The 18,309-nt window shown below is 58.5% G+C and carries 14 protein-coding genes and 1 pseudogene; 8 read left to right on the top strand and 7 right to left on the bottom strand.

Going from position 1 to position 18,309, the window contains the following annotated elements:
• Positions 1 to 137 precede the first annotated feature (137 nt).
• Together DNK89_RS16195 and clpB are read right to left on the bottom strand one after the other, a co-directional pair.
• Positions 138 to 491: a hypothetical protein gene (locus DNK89_RS16195; RefSeq protein ID WP_015015102.1), complete on the bottom strand. Its 354-nt coding sequence runs from the start codon at positions 489 to 491 to the stop codon at positions 138 to 140.
• A gap of 74 nt (positions 492 to 565) precedes the next feature.
• Positions 566 to 3,172, bottom strand: a complete 2,607-nt coding sequence (clpB, locus tag DNK89_RS16190; RefSeq protein ID WP_110960968.1) for an ATP-dependent chaperone ClpB — start codon at positions 3,170 to 3,172, stop codon at positions 566 to 568.
• A gap of 464 nt (positions 3,173 to 3,636) precedes the next feature.
• On the opposite strand from clpB, the gene DNK89_RS16185 reads away from it, so the two are divergent.
• The 8 genes from DNK89_RS16185 to DNK89_RS16150 all read left to right on the top strand — a co-directional run bounded on the left by DNK89_RS16185 (position 3,637) and on the right by DNK89_RS16150 (position 12,367).
• Entirely contained in the window at positions 3,637 to 4,191 is a 555-nt protein-coding gene (locus DNK89_RS16185; protein WP_110960967.1) for a GspH/FimT family protein, read from the top strand.
• Positions 4,192 to 4,206: 15 nt separating this feature from the next.
• Positions 4,207 to 4,782 (top strand): GspH/FimT family pseudopilin, encoded by a 576-nt coding sequence (locus DNK89_RS16180; RefSeq protein ID WP_110960966.1) that lies wholly within the window; start codon positions 4,207 to 4,209, stop codon positions 4,780 to 4,782.
• Positions 4,770 to 5,447 carry a type IV pilus modification protein PilV gene (pilV, locus tag DNK89_RS16175; RefSeq protein WP_203422310.1) on the top strand — a complete coding sequence of 226 codons (678 nt, stop codon included), beginning with the start codon at positions 4,770 to 4,772 and terminating at the stop codon, positions 5,445 to 5,447. Before DNK89_RS16180 ends, pilV begins: the two co-directional genes overlap by 13 nt.
• A gap of 60 nt (positions 5,448 to 5,507) precedes the next feature.
• Entirely contained in the window at positions 5,508 to 6,398 is an 891-nt protein-coding gene (locus DNK89_RS16170; protein ID WP_110960965.1) for a PilW family protein, read from the top strand.
• A gap of 36 nt (positions 6,399 to 6,434) precedes the next feature.
• Entirely contained in the window at positions 6,435 to 7,268 is an 834-nt protein-coding gene (locus DNK89_RS16165) for a PilX N-terminal domain-containing pilus assembly protein (RefSeq protein WP_110960964.1), read from the top strand.
• A 108-nt stretch (positions 7,269 to 7,376) separates the two neighbouring features.
• Positions 7,377 to 11,102, top strand: a complete 3,726-nt coding sequence (locus tag DNK89_RS16160; protein WP_110961302.1) for a pilus assembly protein — start codon at positions 7,377 to 7,379, stop codon at positions 11,100 to 11,102.
• An 11-nt stretch (positions 11,103 to 11,113) separates the two neighbouring features.
• Positions 11,114 to 11,548 (top strand): type IV pilin protein, encoded by a 435-nt coding sequence (locus DNK89_RS16155; RefSeq protein WP_110960963.1) that lies wholly within the window; start codon positions 11,114 to 11,116, stop codon positions 11,546 to 11,548.
• A gap of 438 nt (positions 11,549 to 11,986) precedes the next feature.
• Positions 11,987 to 12,367, top strand: a complete 381-nt coding sequence (locus DNK89_RS16150) for a hypothetical protein (RefSeq protein ID WP_110961301.1) — start codon at positions 11,987 to 11,989, stop codon at positions 12,365 to 12,367.
• A gap of 78 nt (positions 12,368 to 12,445) precedes the next feature.
• Here DNK89_RS16150 and DNK89_RS16145 read toward each other — a convergent pair whose 3' ends face one another.
• From DNK89_RS16145 to DNK89_RS24790, 5 genes and pseudogenes are all read right to left on the bottom strand, one after another.
• On the bottom strand, positions 12,446 to 13,564 hold the full coding sequence (locus tag DNK89_RS16145) for an acyltransferase (protein ID WP_110960962.1): 1,119 nt from the start codon (positions 13,562 to 13,564) through the stop codon (positions 12,446 to 12,448).
• Positions 13,565 to 13,806: 242 nt separating this feature from the next.
• Positions 13,807 to 14,937: an ABC transporter substrate-binding protein gene (locus DNK89_RS16140; protein ID WP_110960961.1), complete on the bottom strand. Its 1,131-nt coding sequence runs from the start codon at positions 14,935 to 14,937 to the stop codon at positions 13,807 to 13,809.
• 283 nt (positions 14,938 to 15,220) lie between these two features.
• The gene (locus DNK89_RS16135) at positions 15,221 to 16,174 is read right to left on the bottom strand and encodes a nitronate monooxygenase family protein (protein WP_015015116.1); all 954 of its coding nucleotides are present in this window, start codon (positions 16,172 to 16,174) and stop codon (positions 15,221 to 15,223) included.
• A 134-nt stretch (positions 16,175 to 16,308) separates the two neighbouring features.
• The gene (locus DNK89_RS16130) at positions 16,309 to 18,099 is read right to left on the bottom strand and encodes an acyl-CoA dehydrogenase (protein ID WP_110960960.1); all 1,791 of its coding nucleotides are present in this window, start codon (positions 18,097 to 18,099) and stop codon (positions 16,309 to 16,311) included.
• A 76-nt stretch (positions 18,100 to 18,175) separates the two neighbouring features.
• Positions 18,176 to 18,309, bottom strand: a pseudogene (locus tag DNK89_RS24790) (electron transfer flavoprotein subunit alpha/FixB family protein); the annotation flags it as partial.

The raw sequence follows: 18,309 nt of genomic DNA, 5'->3' as shown, positions 1-18,309 counted from the left end.
ATAGGAGACACCCCGGTGGGCGCGTCACAAAAAGACATGCGCGCCAGGGTTGATGACCGTTGGCTTGCGCCCGCGCAGCAGGACTTTCTTGGGAGGGCGCTGATTGCCGCCGTAGTGCAGCGGCCGCCACCACCCTATCAACGCACTTCGCGCGCTTCCACGTCCGTGACCTGCGCCGCCCCCGGCAGGATGCCACCCCGGCGCGACGCTGCAGCGTCCTCACCGGTAGCTTCCGGCGCCCTGCTGCCACGGCGGCCCGCAGACCACCGCTCCGTGGACCGAAAGACTTTGCTGAAGCCTGTGCGCGGGTCCACACCCATCACCCACGGCGTCACTGGCCGACCGGTCAGGCGGGCCCAACCTGCACGCAGCACCCACACCAGCGCCAGCAACATGGCCGCGACCAGAAGGCTGGCAAACAAGACCAGCCCCATGGCAATCACGATCACACGCAGCAGCAGGCTGACGACACCCGCAACAAAATCATTCAAACGACACCTCTCCTTCACAACTTGGGATGCGATTGCGGTGCCGAATCACACCGCAATCGCATACCGACCCCGCATCACTCCTGCGGAGCCACTCCGAACTGGAACACACCAGGCTCCAGCACAGGGTTCACGGTGACCGGAATCACACTCTTGGGCGCGAATCGCCCTTCGAGCAACAGCTTGGACAGCGGGTTCTCGATGCGCTGCTGAATTGCCCGCTTGAGCGGCCGTGCACCGAACACCGGGTCAAACCCCACCTTGGCCAATTCTGCCAAGGCTGCGTCGGACACCTGCAATTCCAAATCCATCTTGGCCAACCGGGATTGCAGCAGCTGCAGCTGGATCTTGGCGATCGAGGCAATGTGCTGTGCATCCAGCGCGTGGAACACCACAGTCTCATCAATGCGGTTCAAAAACTCGGGCCGGAAGTGGTTTTTGAGTTCGCCCCACACCGCTTCCTTGATGTCGTCCGAGTCCTGTCCCACCATCGCCTGGATCAGGTGCGAGCCGATGTTGCTGGTCATCACGATCACCGTGTTCTTGAAGTCCACGGTGCGGCCCTGGCCATCCGTCAGGCGGCCGTCGTCCAGCACCTGAAGCAGCACGTTGAACACATCGGGATGGGCCTTTTCCACCTCGTCGAGCAGCAGTACGCTGTAGGGCTTGCGGCGCACGGCTTCGGTCAGGTAGCCGCCCTCCTCATAGCCCACATAACCGGGTGGTGCGCCGATCAGGCGGGCCACCGAATGCTTCTCCATGAACTCGCTCATGTCGATGCGGATCAGGTGGTCTTCGCTGTCGAACAAGAAGCCTGCCAGTGCCTTGCACAGCTCGGTCTTGCCCACGCCCGTGGGGCCCAGGAACAGGAAGGAGCCCGTGGGACGGTTGGGATCGCTCAGGCCCGAGCGCGAACGACGGATGGCGTTGGCCACTGCAGCAATCGCCTCGTTTTGCCCCACCACACGTTCGTGCAGCTTGGCTTCCATCTGCAAGAGCTTGTCTTTCTCGCCCTGCATCATCTTGGCGACCGGGATGCCCGTGGCACGGCTTACCACTTCAGCGATTTCCTCGGCGCCCACCTGTGTGCGCAATAGTCGGCGCGTAGCGGGCGCACCGTCCTTGCCAGCTTCTTGCGCCTGGGCTTCCTTGAGCTGCTTTTCCAGCTCGGGCAGCTTGCCGTATTGCAGCTCGGCCACCTTGTTGAAGTCGCCCTTGCGGGTGAACTCTTCGATCTGGAACTTGAGCTTGTCGATGGCCTCGCGCACGTGGGCGCTGCCCTGCGCCTGGGCCTTTTCAGACTGCCAGATTTCGTCGTAGTCGGCGATTTCCTTTTGCAGCCGGGTGATCTCTTCCTCGATCAGCGCAAAGCGCTTTTGAGAGGACTCGTCTTTTTCCTTGCGGACGGCTTCGCGCTCGATCTGCAACTGGATCAGGCGGCGGTCGAGCTTGTCCATCACCTCAGGCTTGGAGTCCATCTCGATCTTGATCTTGGACGCAGCCTCGTCGATCAGGTCAATCGCCTTGTCCGGCAAGAAGCGATCCGTGATGTAGCGATTGCTCAGCTCGGCCGCTGCGACGATTGCCGGGTCGGTAATGTCCACGCCGTGGTGCACCTCGTACTTCTCCTGCAGGCCGCGCAGGATGGCAATGGTCGCCTCGACGGTAGGTTCGCCCACGAGGATTTTCTGGAAGCGACGCTCCAGCGCCGCATCCTTTTCGATGTACTTGCGGTATTCGTCGAGGGTGGTGGCCCCCACGCAGTGCAGCTCGCCGCGCGCCAGCGCGGGCTTGAGCATGTTGCCCGCATCCATCGCGCCCTCGCCCTTGCCGGCGCCCACCATGGTGTGCAACTCATCAATAAAGACAATGGTCTGGCCTTCATCCTTGGCCAGCTCGTTGAGGACACTTTTCAGGCGTTCCTCAAACTCGCCGCGGTACTTGGCACCGGCGAGGAGCGCTGCCATGTCGAGACTGAGCACGCGCTTGTTCTTCAGGCTCTCGGGCACCTCGCCCGCCACGATGCGCTGGGCCAAGCCCTCAACGATGGCCGTCTTGCCCACACCGGGCTCACCGATCAGCACAGGGTTGTTCTTGGTACGCCGCTGCAGCACCTGAATGGCGCGACGGATCTCGTCGTCACGGCCAATCACCGGGTCGAGCTTGCCCAGGCGAGCGCGTTCGGTGAGGTCCAGGCAGTACTTGGCCAAAGCGCCACGCTGCCCCTCCGCCTCGGCGCTGTCCATCTTCTGGCCGCCGCGCACGGCTTCAATCGCAGCCTCCAGACTCTTGCGCGTGAGACCGTTGTCCTTGGCGATCTTGGCAGCATCGCCCTTGCTGTCGATCACAGCCAGCAGAAACAGCTCACTGGCAATGAACTGGTCACCGCGCTTGATGGCTTCTTTCTCAGTGGCTTGCAGAACACGGCCCAACTCGGGCCCGCCCTGTACTTGGTCATTGCCTTGCACCTGAGGCAGCCGCTTGACGGCGGCCTCTGCCGCTGCCAGCAGCCCAGGCACATTGGCGCCTGCACGTTGCAGCAAAGCCCTGGGGCCGTCCTCCTGTTGCAGCATGGCCTGCAGCACGTGCACGGGCTCGATATAGGCGTGGTCATTGCCCAGCGCAATGCTCTGGGCGTCACTCAGGGCTTCCTGAAACTTGGTGGTGAATTTGTCGAGACGCATGGTCTATGTCCTCCGAATTGCTCTGAACTTGAGGCAAGGGGTGCCTGATTTCAAGGCAATGCCAAGCAGACAAATTGACATACCCCAACCAAGAGCCTCCTCTGCACTGAGATTCCGCATGTCCATTTCCGAACAACCCACGAGTCAACGAAGAGAAATTGCGTTGTATCGTTTGACTGCATACCATCACCGAAATAACTACATAGGCCGCCATCCGAAAATAGGCATTCGCTGGAAATCGGCATCTCTCAACCAAAATACCGCCGCACGTCTTCTTGGAACAAGCCTCACAGAAAGAACGGCATCGGCCAAGCGCCGCCGCGCCGTGGAGACAAGCAGAAATACAAGCGAAAGCTGGCCTCATTGTGGAAGTTGCCCACAAGTTGACACCGCTTGTCGCGACCCTTAGACCATCTGTCCCTAGCCTCTTGGCAAGACAATGTCGCCTTTTATAGGATCTCGTTATGTATGCATCGATCTCCTGCCACGCGAACAATAAGTTGGCGGCGACTCCCCCCCTTACGGGCCCTAATGGCTTCACCGCCATTGAGCTGCTGGTCGTTGTAGCAATCATCGCTGTCCTTGCAGCACTAGCTGGTCCTAGTTTTACCCTCTTGATTGAGCGTTGGCGTGTTCGCGATGCAGCCGAATCCTTGACCTCCAGCTTGTATTTGGCGCGCTCAGAGGCCATCAAACGCGGCGGAGGCGTGACCATCGACGCAACGGGCGGCTGGAATACGGGCTGGAAATTGATCCATACCCAAAATGGAGTCAGCACAGACATCAAAGTCAATGCCGCTCCCTCAAGGGTTTCTATTTCCCATAGCAACAGTAAAACAGCTCTTTATGTAGATCGCTGGGGAATGCTGACAGAAAGTAGCGGAGGCGTAGCCGTCGCTATGAATTTTTTGCTCTACCCCGAAGGTAAATCCCAGACCGACAACGCAGCCATACGGCTTTGTGCTGGCATGGGCGGCCGAATCGTCCAAGTACCACGCGGTGGTACCTGCCCGGCATGACATGTAGGTCTAGCCATGACGCTTGACAAGTATTCATCCGCGAACCTCGGACCCTATGCTGGTGGATTTACTGCTATCGAGTTGATGGTGGTAATCGCTCTTCTGGCGGTGCTTGCGGGTTTAGCAAGCCCCTCTTTCGCCCTAATGATCGAGAGCTGGCGCGTTCGTAATGCCACAGAGTCGCTTCGCTCGTCACTCCAAATGGCACGTTCTGAGGCTATCAAGCGCGGGGGTTTGGTGGCAATGCAAAAATTGCCAAATAACACCAATGGATGCACTACAGCTACAAGCACTCGCGACTGGGACTGCGGATGGATCATCTGCCACGACATTAATGGCAATGGGTCCTGCAATGCCAGTGAGCCAGTACTTCAGCGTGTAGAAATACCATCCAAAGTGCAAGTTACACGCACGGGCGGCGGAGCCGCCATCAAGCTGAACCGCTGGGGTCTGGTGGATGGCACTTGGCTCGGTTTCAGTTTAGTTCCCCTAGACAAGTCCACCATGCACCCAGGCGCTCGCGGTGTCTGCATGAGTTCAGGTGGACGCATACGCACCATTCTCCCAGAGGCCATTCCATGTACCAGCTGACAACTATCAACCCTGCTGCATGTCGGCGCCAGCAAGGCATCAGCCTGATCGAGTCGTTGGTGGCCATCGTAGTGATGGCGCTAGGTATCCTAGGAATACTGGGCGTTCAGATGCGGACCTTGACAGACACGTCTACCACGGTACGACGCGCTCAGGCCATCCGATTGATTGAGGACCTGAGCGAGCGCATGAAGGTCAGCCCTAACGCATTGTTAAGTATTAAAAGCTATGAATCTGGATATAGCAAAAAATCCAGCGATTTGACTGCATCCAATTGCGATAGCGCCACCTGCACCCCAGCAGAGCAGGCAGCCTATGACCTGAAACAGTGGAAAACTACGGTGGAGCAATCCCTCCCAGGAGGGCAAGCCAGCATCTTTCTTGCCCCCGGAGAAACCGTCGAAGCCAACCGCCGTCAACTGGGAATCATGATTGCTTGGCGCGAGAACGAGCGCGATACAGCCGCAGCCTACAAGGACGATATCGACGCGACTAAATTCCGAGCCACTACCAATGACGGCACCGCAGGGGCCCTCACCGCAGGAACCGACTCGGCCAATGCCTGTCCCGCCGATAAAACTTGCCACTTGCAATACATCACTGTGGCGGCGCGTTGCGCCCCCTATGACGACGGAAGCGGCACCAAGACGCTTTATTGCTCGTAGTTTTGGTTTGCAATTTATAAAAACCATAGCATCTGGTGCCTATTTGAAGAGCCTTAAACCATGAAAATTTCGCCCTCCCCACTTCAGCAACGTGGTGTGACACTGATCGAATTGATGGTCGGCATAGTCATAGGCCTGCTCGTCGTAGCGGTGGCCATGGGGGCTCTGATGGTGTCACGTGGTATCTCTGGCACCGTGAGCGACGCCAGCGGCATACAGCAGCAAGGAGCGTACGTGATGCGGGTTATTGGCCAGCAACTTCGCCAAACCGGTTCCCTGTACCTGAACCCTAACCCGACCGGAGGCAGCAACACCGATGTGCTCAGCCCTGTGGCCTTTGAAATCAAAGCAGACTCAGTGAGCGGTGGTAATAGCTTTGCGCAAGAAGGCACCCTTGCGGGCGCCAGCGCTACGGTCACCACCGGCTTCCGTCGCTACGCGGACAATGTTTTCATGGTCGCAGGCACTGCAGCCACTGCATCCACGCCAGCCGCTTTCGGTACCGACTATCTGGCGCGTAACTGCATTGGCGCCCCAGGCAACAGCAGCACAGATCAGTTGGTCGAGAGTATTTTCACATTCGACAGCGCCAAGAATGAACTGCAATGCGCAGGGAACGGCGCCACTGCACAAGCCATCGTGCAAAACGTCGCGCAATTCCAGGCCCTTTACGTGGTCCAAACTACCGATGCCACCGGGTCCAAAGTGCAGTACACCAAGGGAAGCGACATGCCAACGGCCGCAACCGATCCAACCTGGAGACGCGTACAAGGCATACAAGTGTGCCTGGTACTTTACGGTAGCGAGCCCATCGATATGCCCGCAGGTAGCACTTACACCGACTGCTCAGGCACCAGTGTCGACATGACCACACTCACTGGCACTCGCAAAAACCGCATGCATCTGGTGTTCCGTAACACCTTTCAATTGCGCAGCCAAGGGCTGATTTGACGTGCGCCCCTTGTAGAACATCGCAAAGCAGCCACTATGCAAAACCCACAGCGCCATGACGCTCTCTATCTAGTCGACCGTGTTGGCCACAGGGAACCCGACCGGTCCATTGCTACTCGCCAACGCGGCGTAGCACTGTTTGTGGTCATCGTTTTCGTCATGCTCTCCATGCTGCTTGCGCTCTGGGCCTCACGAACCTCCCTTTTCAACGAAATGGTAGTGGGCAACGACGCAGATTACCAACGTGCCCTGGAAGCAGCCCAAGCACTGCTGCAAGACGCCGAGCTGGACATCCGTGGCGAAATGGCTGACGGCAGCCCATGTGCCGGCCCTCCTTGTCGCGCCTACACGAGCGGAGCGATGCAGTTTCCGGGCGACACCAATGAAATCAATCCTCTGATTACCTCGCTGGAGGCAGAAACTAAACGCTGCAAGGATGGTTTATGCACGCGCCGCGTCGGACGGCAAGATTTTTGGAATTACGCCACAGACACGACTCCGATCACACCCGGTGCCGACGCGGCCCTGGGAGAAGTACCGCTCTCGGATCTCATGAATGTCGGCGCCCGATACGGCCAGTTTACAGGGGCGATCAATAAAAAACCCACTAAAAATGATGGCACTGACAGCCTTAACCCGATCCTCACCGAAACTGGCGCAGGCTTGGGAGGCTGGTACTGGATAGAAATCATGCGATACAGCGATGCAGCCAAAAGCGCCAATCTGATCGTCGATTCCAGCACCAGCCAGTTGCCGCTGAACCTCGACGTGTATGTGGTCTTCCGCATTACCGCCCTCGCCAAGGGGCGCAAGCCTGAAACCACTGTCGTATTGCAAGAAACATACGCGCGACAACGGACAAAAGATTGAAGCCATGGACTCAGTCACTACAAATCCAATAGCTACCAATGCTTACAGCGCAATCGCTATAGGCTTGTTTCATTTCGTTTGCTGATCCCATTCATGAAGGAGCACGCCATGCCCCGAGCCAACCGTATCCCCTTTCAGAAGAACCTGCTGGCCATTGCTATAGGTGCAATTTTGACCCCCGCCTGGGCGCTGGATCTTGTACAGGAACCTCCTCTTCCCACCTCTAAATCGGCTTTCGTGGCGCCTAACGTCATTATTTCAATTGATGACTCGGGGAGTATGGATTGGGGCATAAAAACCACCAGCAATGGGTCTTCAAACACAGGAAAAGGCTATACACAACCGTACGATAATGGCACATGGGCCAACGATGCCAGACGCATTAATATTCTCAAATATTCATTAAAAACTGTTTTTAGCAACAAAGAGCTAATACCAGAAAATAAGCTTCGCATTGCATGGCAGGCGATGCACAACAATGGTGGATCGAGCGGAGCAGGGAGCGTTGATAGCCCTAACTTGAATACCAACTCCATGCGTCCTATTGACGCCGCCGTGACTACTTCCGTAAAACATCGAGACAATTTTCTCGATTTTGTTAGCAAATTAGACGCTAACAATGGGACGCCATCTCACGAGATGTTCCGAAAAGCTGATGCTTACATGAGGCGAGCAGTGCCCAATAAGAACGGCCCATGGTCCACTGACCCTGGAGGCACCGGCAGCAAAGCTGATGAGTATCTTGGCTGCCGCCGAAATTATCATATTATGATGACCGATGGTGTCTGGAACAGCCTACCAGATGCCGATAAAAGCGGTGAACAAGATGGAAAGAATTGGGCCACCACTACGCTCGCGGCTGATCGAAAAGCCTACAGCACTACATCCGATCAAACGCGCATCTATCGTGATGGCTATGCGAATATGGTGGCCGATTGGGCCTTCAAAAGCTGGATGGATCCGTTACAAGATCCCACTAAGCTGAAGGATGCGGACAAACTCAAGCCATCCAAGGTTTACGAGGAGGCTCCAGCAACAGAAACTTTTTCCAGAACAAAAACAGTCGATGTAATTGAAAATATTACCAAATCGGCATGCACAGCAAAATCCGGCGACTGGGTTAAAATCGATGGCAACAATGTGTGCAAAACTAGTGTCACACAAACCAAGTCAGTAAATCTGGAAAAATACTGGAATCCAAAATATAATCCAGCCACTTGGCCACACATGGTGACCTACACCATTGGATTCAGTGCACAAGCAACCCAATGGAAACTAAGCCCCGATATTGTTGCACCCAGTGAGATAGTTCCATTCGGTTACACTGATGGATTTATCGACTTGATTACTGGTTGGACACAATGGCCCGACCTCCTATCCAACACACACCATACGAGCGACTCAAATTCTGATCGGGCATTAGATCTTTGGCATTCGGCAATAAATGGCCGTGGTCGCTTTTATGCCGTAGAAGAGCCGCAAGACTTGGCTAAGGCTTTTACCGAAATCATTGGCAAAATTAACGAGGAAAGCGCTCCGTTACCTGATGAAATAGCCGGCGGTGGCAGCACCAGCGGATATAACGTTTCACAGAGTAATGCAGGCATTTTTGCATCGACTTACAGCCCAAAAAGAGGCTGGAGTGGTTCTATTACTGCCACGCGAGCCGTTGAGCCGGAGGAATATGCTTGCCCCACTCCAACAGACCCTGATCTCAAATGTATCCGCTTTCCAGACACCGTCACTGGTTGGCAAGGTAAATCAACAGCAGATCGACTCGACGAAGCTTGGCCTATTGATGGTGCGGTAGATAGTCGCCTTGTTTTAAGCTGGAGTGACTCAACCAATAGTGGTATTCCCTTTAAATGGTCTTCCACCACTCCTATCAGTTACAGCACAGAACAGAAATGGGCATTGCTGGGTGTTACCTCGGGTGACACCACAACCGATCCCTTGAAGACCAGCGGCATCAATATCGTTGATTACATCCGAGGTGACCGCAGGCTGGAGGGCACGACCCCCGCGAAGCCACTGCGCGAGCGTTTCAGCCGTCAGGGTGATGTGGTCAACTCTGAAATCTGGTACACCGGACGCCCGAGTAGCAACTACGCAATGGGTTACTCGAGTTTCGTTTCCGCCCAGAAAAGCCGCACACCTGTTCTCTACGTGGGTGGTAACGATGGCATGCTGCATGGGTTCTCAGCAACCAATGGCAAAGAGTTGATCGCCTACGTGCCGCGTGGCGTGGTCAGTGGGTTGAAAGAGCTGACTGACAAAGACTACCAGCACCGCTACTACGTCGATGGGTCGCCGATGACCGGTGATATCAAGGACGGCAGTAATTGGAAAACCCTGCTGGTGGGCTCTCTGGGTGCGGGGGGGAAAGGGTATTTTGTGCTGGACGTTACCAACCCCGGCAACTTTGGTACGACCAGTGCGGCCGATCTGGTAGTGATGGACCGCACCCGCGCAAAAAGCGAAGCTGAACCCAACTGCAGCGCACTGTCCGGTACAGCAAAAATCGCATGCGACACCAACGTGGCTGACATGCGGGATCTGGGCAACATCACAGCGCAGCCAGGGCGAAATCCTGCCAACAAGCAAGAAGCTACGCAGATCACGCGCCTGAACAATGGCAGGTGGGCGGTAGTGATGGGCAATGGCTACAACAGCACTAACCAACGCCCTGTGTTGCTGGTGCAGTACCTTGACGGCACCGACAAAAAGCTCGTACGTATTCAGGCCACCACCGATGCCACGGGCACAGGAAACGCAAAAGACAACGGCTTGGCATCGCCCACACTGGTCGACCTGGACGGTGATGGCAAGACCGATATCGTCTATGCGGGCGACAATCTGGGCAACCTTTGGAAATTCGATCTGACCAGTGCCACCGAAAGCGAATGGCAGGTGGCCTTTGGTAACAACAAGCCGTTGTTCACTGCACGTGGCCCAGCCACCATGGCCAGTACCACGCGAGACCAGGTACAACCGATCACAGCGCCTCCGATCGTGCGTCCTAACGACCGAAGCATGACAGTGGGATCCGGCCCCACCGCCAAGACGGTACCTGTCGGCGGCATGATGGTTGCCTTTGGCACAGGTCGGAACCTCACTGCCAACGATCGTCGCACGGACATTACGCAGCCCATCCAAACACTGTATTCGGTACTCGACAACACGCGCTACCGCATGAAGACGGACAAGAGTTCGCTTGAAGTGCATCCGGGCGCAGGCGACTGTGCTACCGCGCCTACAACCTGCGTGCCCGCCCCGGCACAAGTGGGAACCATTGCGAATAGCGGGGCACCACTGGCCAAGCAAACCATTACAACCGTGTCTGGCGATGACGCCACCGTGACCGCAACTCAAGAACTGAAGAAGGAGACTTGGAAGGACTACAAAGGCTGGTACTTGGACCTGCCGTTCGGTGGGGAACGTCTGCTCAAGCCCATGCAGTTCTTTGATGGCAGCAACATTCTTGCGGTCTACAGCGAATCGCCCTCGGGCACCAAGAACAGCGAGAGCGATAACATCAATGAAAGCTGTGTGCCTGTGAAGGTTGACACCAGCGCCGGTAGTCAATTCCGCACGTTTGTCAACATCATGGATGGCAAAATTCCGACAGTTCAGCTGGTAGACACCGACAACAACGGCATTTACAACGCCACTGCGGATAAAAAGGTAGCCCGAGTGGCTGTGAAGACAGGTACTCCAATTCTGATTACGAAGCGGGACCGCATTCAGGACTTGACGGGCGGTGGTGGTGCGCGTGACACCTTGAACCGCATGCCCGAACAATCCATGCGTCCCAGCTGGCGCCAATTAAAGTGAGAGACCGCACAATGATCCGACAATCGCAGCGAGTACAACGCGGCTTCACGCTCATCGAAGTGATGATCGTAGTGGTCATCGTGAGCATTCTTTCTGCCATCGCATACCCTAGCTACATGGAATACGTAGCTCGCGGCCACCGAGCCGATGCCCGAGCTGGACTGCTACAAGCGCAACAGTGGCTTGAGCGTGCCGCAACTGCCACAGGCGTGTACCCAACCGCATTGCCTGCCAACTTGACTTGGGCTACGGACAACACCAAGCGCTACACCATAGGGTTGGCAGCTGGCAATACCAACTCCGCATTTACCTTGGTTGCTACCCGGAAGGCCGGAGGAGCTCAAGCTAAAGACAAATGCGGAGATTTCACGATTACCAACACTGGTGTGCGTGGGGCATTGAATTATTCAAGTGGAACAACAGTTGAAGAGTGCTGGAACAAATAAACACGGCTGCTCCGCTATCTCACTCATTCATCGAGCGCTTGGACTACACCAAGCGCTTTTTTTATAGAGTTTTGCGTCTGAGTACACGTACCACGATCAGCTAACGGTGGCGCACGGCAGCGCGGCACTAGATCACCGCACGCCTCGAACAAGAAATGAGGACCGCGCTCCCTTTTAACGGCGGAGGCAGTGACGCAGTCCGTCTATGGATTGATTATTGCGGGGGCGAATAGAGACCTGCCCAGCCTATCTTGGAGGAGTTTTTGGCCGGCAATTGTGACTTGCAGAAAAGTAAGGAGCGAATACGCAGAGATCATCGACCAACAAGCGGGGACAGCATCAAGGCACCGCTAAAGACTACTCCCCATGGGTTTAAGCTGTGCCTGACGCATAACCTGTTTGGCATTCCTCGGGTCTGCTCACAAAATGGCGTACGCCATGGACCCTCACCACACCTCCGCCCATCCTAGCTCCGACGATCCGTTTGACCCGGATTCGACGCTAGCATTCCAGCGTCGCATGGAGCGAGCCCCAGAATGGTTCTGCTCCTTTTTGGCCGGCAACAGCCGGGAAAAGAGCCGTTTACGCAGAGAGATAGCCACGATGAAAGGCTCAGTGGTCTGGCTGGTTCAGCAACGCCGACAGGGCACCTGGAGTGCAGAGGAGCGGGCCCACCTGCGCGATGTGATGCGGTCCGCCTCTTCGGTCAGTCCGTATCTCTTCATCTGGGTGATCCCGGGCTCGATGGTGCTGCTGCCCTTCATGGCCTGGTTTCTGGACAAGCAACGCAAGCGGCGGGAGCGCAAGCTTTTGCGATAGCACTGCACGCGGCGAAAGGGCGGAGCGTGCTCAAAAAGGCAGCCCCGTCAGTTCGCCCAGGCGGTTTCAACTCAAAGGCTACGCCCAGTTGCTGGTAATGACCACCAGCATGCCTGCCCCCACCAGCCCCAGCTGCCAGCGCAGCGCCGTGGACCACGACGGTACGTGGCGCTCCACCCGCAGATACAGCAGGCGGCCTGCGACCAGCGACAGAGCGAAGGCCAGCAGCATGCCCAAGGCGTTCAACACGGGCGAAGTGGGCCAGAGGTGGCTGACCACCGCGTTGACCAGCAAGCACACAGCAAAGTGCACCAGGAAGACCGAATACGACATCTGACCGAGCTGAACGAGCGGTGATACGCCGGTAAAACTGCGCACGCGATCGGAGCGCATGGCCACCACAAGGCACAGCGCCGTGACTGCAGCCACGGCAATGCGCGCGCGAAAGTCCACGGCCAGTGCCACGCCTGCCAACAACGCCATCATCGTCATCCACCCCTGCGCCTGGGGAGCGCGGGTCGCCCAGTAGGCCAGCATGCCAAGGCCGTAAGCACCAAAAAAGTACAGCGCCCACATGTCCAGCCCCGCCATGCGGTTGAACAGCCACAATGAGGCGCCCGCCATCAGCAACACCAATCCTTGCGACACGGCTGCCGCCTGATGCCGTAACTGGCGCATTGGCAGCGCACGCACCCCGGCGAGCATGAGCACGGTCAGGGCAAAGAGCTGGAAGTCGATGGCCACGTACCAGACGCCCGCCGACAACGCGCCTGCACCCACAATGTCCTGCAGCAGCAATGCGTTCGCCAGCAGCTGCGAGAAAGTGGGCTGGTCGGGCACGGAGTGGTGGTCCATCCAAGGCCGAACCAGGGCAGACACCAGCACCGCCAGCACCAGCGCCACGGCGTAAGGCACTACCAAGCGCACGAAACGCTTGGCAATAGCGGTACCAGCATGGTCAAAGCGGGCAACGCCCTGGGGCGCAAGACTCGCAGCAGCCAGATACCCTCCCAGCACCAAAAACACCTGCACCGCCATGCGTCCGTAGTCGTACAGCCAGGCCATGAGGGCTGGAGCCAAAGGGTGAGCGATGTCGGACATCGGGCCATAGAAAGCCAGGTGGTGCCACACGATGGTGGCGCAAGCCATGCCCTTGATCATGTCGATCAACGGCGTTCGGGATGTGGACGAGGACATAGGGTGTGTTCGTGAACTCCAGCGGACAGAACACCGCCAGACATCCGTAGCCACCCCTACCGCGTTATCTACCCTGCCAGGCAGCGAGACGAACGGAACAAGGGGCGGAGCAACAAAACCCTCTATTGTCCTCGGTTAGAGGATTTTTTGCACCGACCTGCTGTCGCGCCCGGGTCGCCCCTCCGCAGCGTGGGTCGGCAGACCGCCAATCCCCCCTCTGCGTGGCCCAACCCAAACGGCCGTCAATAGCGCAGGCTGCCCTCGGCATCCACAATGGCCAGCTCGACGTAGGTCGAGCCATTGTGGTTGCGCGGCGAATACTTCACGTTGAAGCGGCCAAAGGCAATTTCCCCCGCGTCTTCCATCGTTTTGGAGAACGACTCGGTGGTCAGGTTGCGCCCCGTGCGACGCAGCCCTTCCACCAGCAAGCGTGCGTGGACAAAGCCTTCGAACTGGGAGGCCGACGGTTGTGCGCCCGGCGACTTGGCGCGCAGCAGGCTCAGATATTCGGCCACCACCGGGATGGTGGTGTTGCGCAGGGAAGGCATGATCTGCGCCAGGATGATGCCCCGCGCCTTGTCCTTGAGTTCGCGCTGGATCACGTCCATGCTGGCCACCGAGAACCCGTAGTAGGCAGGCCGCGCTGCCGTGGCCTGCACGGCCTTGATGTAGCTGGTGAAGGTGGTGCCGCCCGTGGCCACGATCACCGCCTGGGGCTGGGCTTTTTCGGTTGCTTGCGCGGCAGCGGCAAAGTCGGGCTGTTTGGGGTCCACCTTGATCTCGGCCAGGAAGGGCAGCTTCTCCTCTTCCGACGCTTTCTTGAGCTCGCCCGCCAGTGTCTTGCCCAGGCCATCGTCCTGAAAGAACACGGCTACACGGGTCATGCCTTGCTGGCGCAGTTGCGACACGATCTTGCTGGCCTCGTTCGCATAACCCGCACGCACATGGAACACATAGGGATTGAACGTCTCACGGAACACCGAGGCGCCCGTGACGGGGCCAAACAACAGGGTGCGCTGCTCCTTGATCAGCGGCAGGATGGCCGCCGTCTGCGCCGTGCCGGTGCTGTGGAAGATCATGAACACCTTGTCGTTTTCCAACAGCTGACGGGTGTTCTCGACGGCCTTTTGCGGGTCGAAAGCATCGTCGAGCGTGGTGTACCGGATCATGCGGCCATGCACCCCGCCCTGCGCGTTCACCGCGTCGAACAGCAGTCGCGAGCCCTCCCCGTACTGTGCCGTCTGCGGCCCCAGCGGCCCCGACAGCACCACCGACGCACCCAGCCGAATTTCATCGGCCGTCACACCTTCATTGCGGGCATGAACCAGGGCGGTGGCGCACACGGCCAGCAGGCACACAAAAGCACGGAACATCGGGCATCTCCCTCGCAACATGGTGACAAGGCCGGCGAACACTGCACCGACCTTGATTGATTATTTTTTATCACCATTATCTGTAGAGAGCTTGTGCTCCCTACTCGGGTTTCCCCTTGGGTTAAACCGTCGCACGAACAGGGGCGGAAGTCCCCTCACAAAGACAATCGCCCGCCATGTGTGGGCACACATGGCGGGCGAAACGGGCGTCAGGGTGAAGTACGGGGATGACTGCATGGCGCCGGAGGCAAAAAGCCCCAGCCCCCTCACGCAGAGCGCAGCGTCAGAGCTTGAGGCGAGCGCGGGCTGCCTCGTATTCGCTGCGCAGCTTGGCGACCAGCTCGGCAGTGCTGGTCACGGCGTTGATGGCACCGATGCCCTGGCCGCAGCCCCAGATGTCCTTCCAGGCCTTCTTGGCGTCGCCGCCAAAGTTCATCTTGCTGGGGTCGGACTCGGGAAGGTTGTCCGGGTCCATGCCTGCGGCACGGATCGAGGGTGCCAGGTAGTTGCCGTGCACACCCGTGAACAAGTTGCTATAGACGATGTCGTCCGAGTTGCCATCCACGATGGCCTGCTTGTAGGCCTCGCTGGCGCGCGCCTCATGCGTGGCGATGAAGGCCGAACCGATGTAGCCAAAGTCCGCCCCCATGGCCTGGGCCGCCAGCACCGCTCCGCCACTGGCAATGGAGCCGCTGAGCGCCAGCGGGCCGTCGAACCACTGGCGGATTTCCTGGATCAGCGCAAACGGGCTCTTGGTGCCCGCATGGCCACCGGCACCGGCCGCCACGGCGATCAGGCCGTCGGCTCCCTTCTCGATCGCCTTGTGGGCGAACTTGTTGTTGATGATGTCGTGCAGCACCACGCCGCCCCAGGCATGCACGGCCTGGTTCACATCCTCGCGCGCCCCCAAGGACGTGATGATGATTGGCACCTTGTACTTGGCGCAGACCTGCATGTCGTGCTCCAGGCGGTCGTTGCTCTTGTGCACGATCTGGTTGATGGCGAAGGGGGCGGCGGGCTTGTCGGGGTTGGCCTTGTTGTAGGCCGCCAGGGTCTCGGTGATCTCGGCCAGCCATTCGTCCAGCAGTTCGGCAGGGCGGGCGTTCAGGGCGGGCATGGAGCCCACCACACCGGCCTTGCACTGCTCGATCACGAGCTTGGGGTTGCTGATGATGAACAGCGGCGACCCGATGACGGGCAGCGACAGGTTTTGCAACACGGGAGGCAGTTTGGACATGGCTACAACTTCCAGAACAAGAATAGGGATGGAATAGGCCGGACGCGCTAGTGGATCATGCGCCCGTAGCTATCATTTTTATATCAAGGCCCCTGCCCTGCAGGTGGCCTGTCTCCTCACAGCACGCCAGTCCTTCAGAAGGCTTCCAGCGCCAGCTCGGTCACGCTGGTCGCGCCTTCCACAATGCTGTCGCGCAGGCCCGGGGCCTTCACCAGGATGTGGTCGGCGTAGAACTGGGCCGTGGTGATTTTTGCGCGCATGAAGGCTTCGTCCTGTCCCTTTTGCAACAGGTCTTGCGCCACCAGCAGGCTGCGGGCCAGTTGCCAGCCAGCCACCACATTGCCTGCCAGCATCAGGTAAGGCACGCTACCTGCAAACACGGCGTTGGGCTGGGCCTTGGTGCCACCGGCCACGAAGTCGATCACGTCGAGCAGCGCCTTGCGCGCCGCCGTGAGGCGTTTGGCCACGGCCAGCGCGGCAGGGGTGCCGCTGGCCAGCAGATCGGCCTCGGTCTTCTCGATCTGCGCAGCAATGCCCTTGGCCACCTGGCCGCCATCGCGGGCTGTCTTGCGGCCCACGAGGTCGTTGGCCTGAATGGCGGTAGTGCCTTCGTAGATGGTGAGGATCTTGGCGTCGCGGTAGTACTGGGCCGCGCCAGTTTCTTCAATGAAACCCATGCCGCCGTGCACCTGCACGCCCAGGCTGGTCACCTCCAGGCTGGTCTCGGTGCTGTAGCCCTTGACCAGCGGCACCATGAATTCATAGAACGCCTGGTTCTGCTTGCGCGTGTCGGCATCGGGGTGGTGGTGCGCGGCGTCAAACGCCGCCGCCGCCACGGTGGCCATGGCTCGGCAACCCTCAACGGTGGCGCGCATCGTCATCAGCATGCGCTTCACATCGGGGTGATGGATGATGGGCGCGCTGGCGGCGATGCTGCCATCCACAGGGCGGCTTTGCACGCGGTCTTTGGCGTACTGCACGGCCTTTTGGTAGGCGCGCTCGGAGATCGCAATGCCCTGCATGCCCACGGCGTAGCGGGCCGCGTTCATCATGATGAACATGTATTCGAGGCCACGGTTTTCTTCGCCCACCAGGTAGCCCACAGCGCCACCATGGTCGCCAAACTGCAGCACGGCCGTGGGCGATGCCTTGATGCCCAGCTTGTGCTCAATGCTCACGCAGTGCGCGTCGTTGCGTGCACCCAGCGTACCGTCCTTGTTGACCATGAACTTTGGCACCACGAACAGGCTGATGCCCTTCACGCCCTCGGGCGCGCCTTGCACGCGGGCCAGCACCAGGTGCACGATGTTTTCGGCCATGTCGTGCTCACCGTAGGTGATGAAGATCTTGGTGCCGAAGATTTTGTAGGTGCCATCGGGCTGCGGCTCGGCGCGGGTGCGCACCAGGGCCAGGTCCGAGCCCGCCTGGGGTTCGGTCAGGTTCATGGTGCCGGTCCATTGGCCGGTCACCAGTTTCTCCAGATAGGTGGCCTTGAGCTCATCGCTGCCTGCTGTCAGCAGGGCCTCGATGGCGCCATCCGTCAGTAGCGGGCACAGCGCGAAGCTCATGTTGGCGCTGTTGGTCATCTCGATGCAGGCGGCGCCAATCGTCTTGGGCAGGCCCTGGCCGCCGAAGTCGGCAGGGTGCTGCAGGCCTTGCCAGCCGCCGTCGGCGTACTGGCGGAAGGCTTCCTTGAAGCCCGGGGTAGTGGTGACCACGCCGTCTTTCCAGCTCGATGGGTTCTTGTCGCCTTCCCAGTTGAGCGGAGCCAGCACGCCCTCATTGAACTTGGCGCACTCTTCCAGCACGGCAGAGGCCGTGTCCAGCCCGGCGTCTTCAAAACCGGGAATCTGCGCGATCTGTTCAATGTTGGCCAGGTGCTCGATGGCGAACAGCATGTCCTTGACGGGGGCGGTGTAGCTCATGGGTGTCTCCGGGAAAGCAAAATTTCGTCAAAAAAAAGGCATCGCGAGCGATGCCTTTGTGTGCACAGGGGCGTTCTTACAGGGCCTTGACCAGTTCCGGCACAGCCGTGAACAGATCCGCTTCCAGCCCATAGTCAGCCACGCTGAAGATCGGTGCCTCAGGATCCTTGTTGATCGCCACGATCACCTTGGAGTCCTTCATCCCAGCCA

Origin of the sequence: Acidovorax sp. ST3 (genome assembly GCF_003231145.1) — a bacterium.
Taxonomy (GTDB): domain Bacteria; phylum Pseudomonadota; class Gammaproteobacteria; order Burkholderiales; family Burkholderiaceae_C; genus Acidovorax.
The sequence above is the reverse complement of the archived record's forward strand: the minus strand, read 5'-3'. Positions and strand labels throughout refer to the sequence as shown.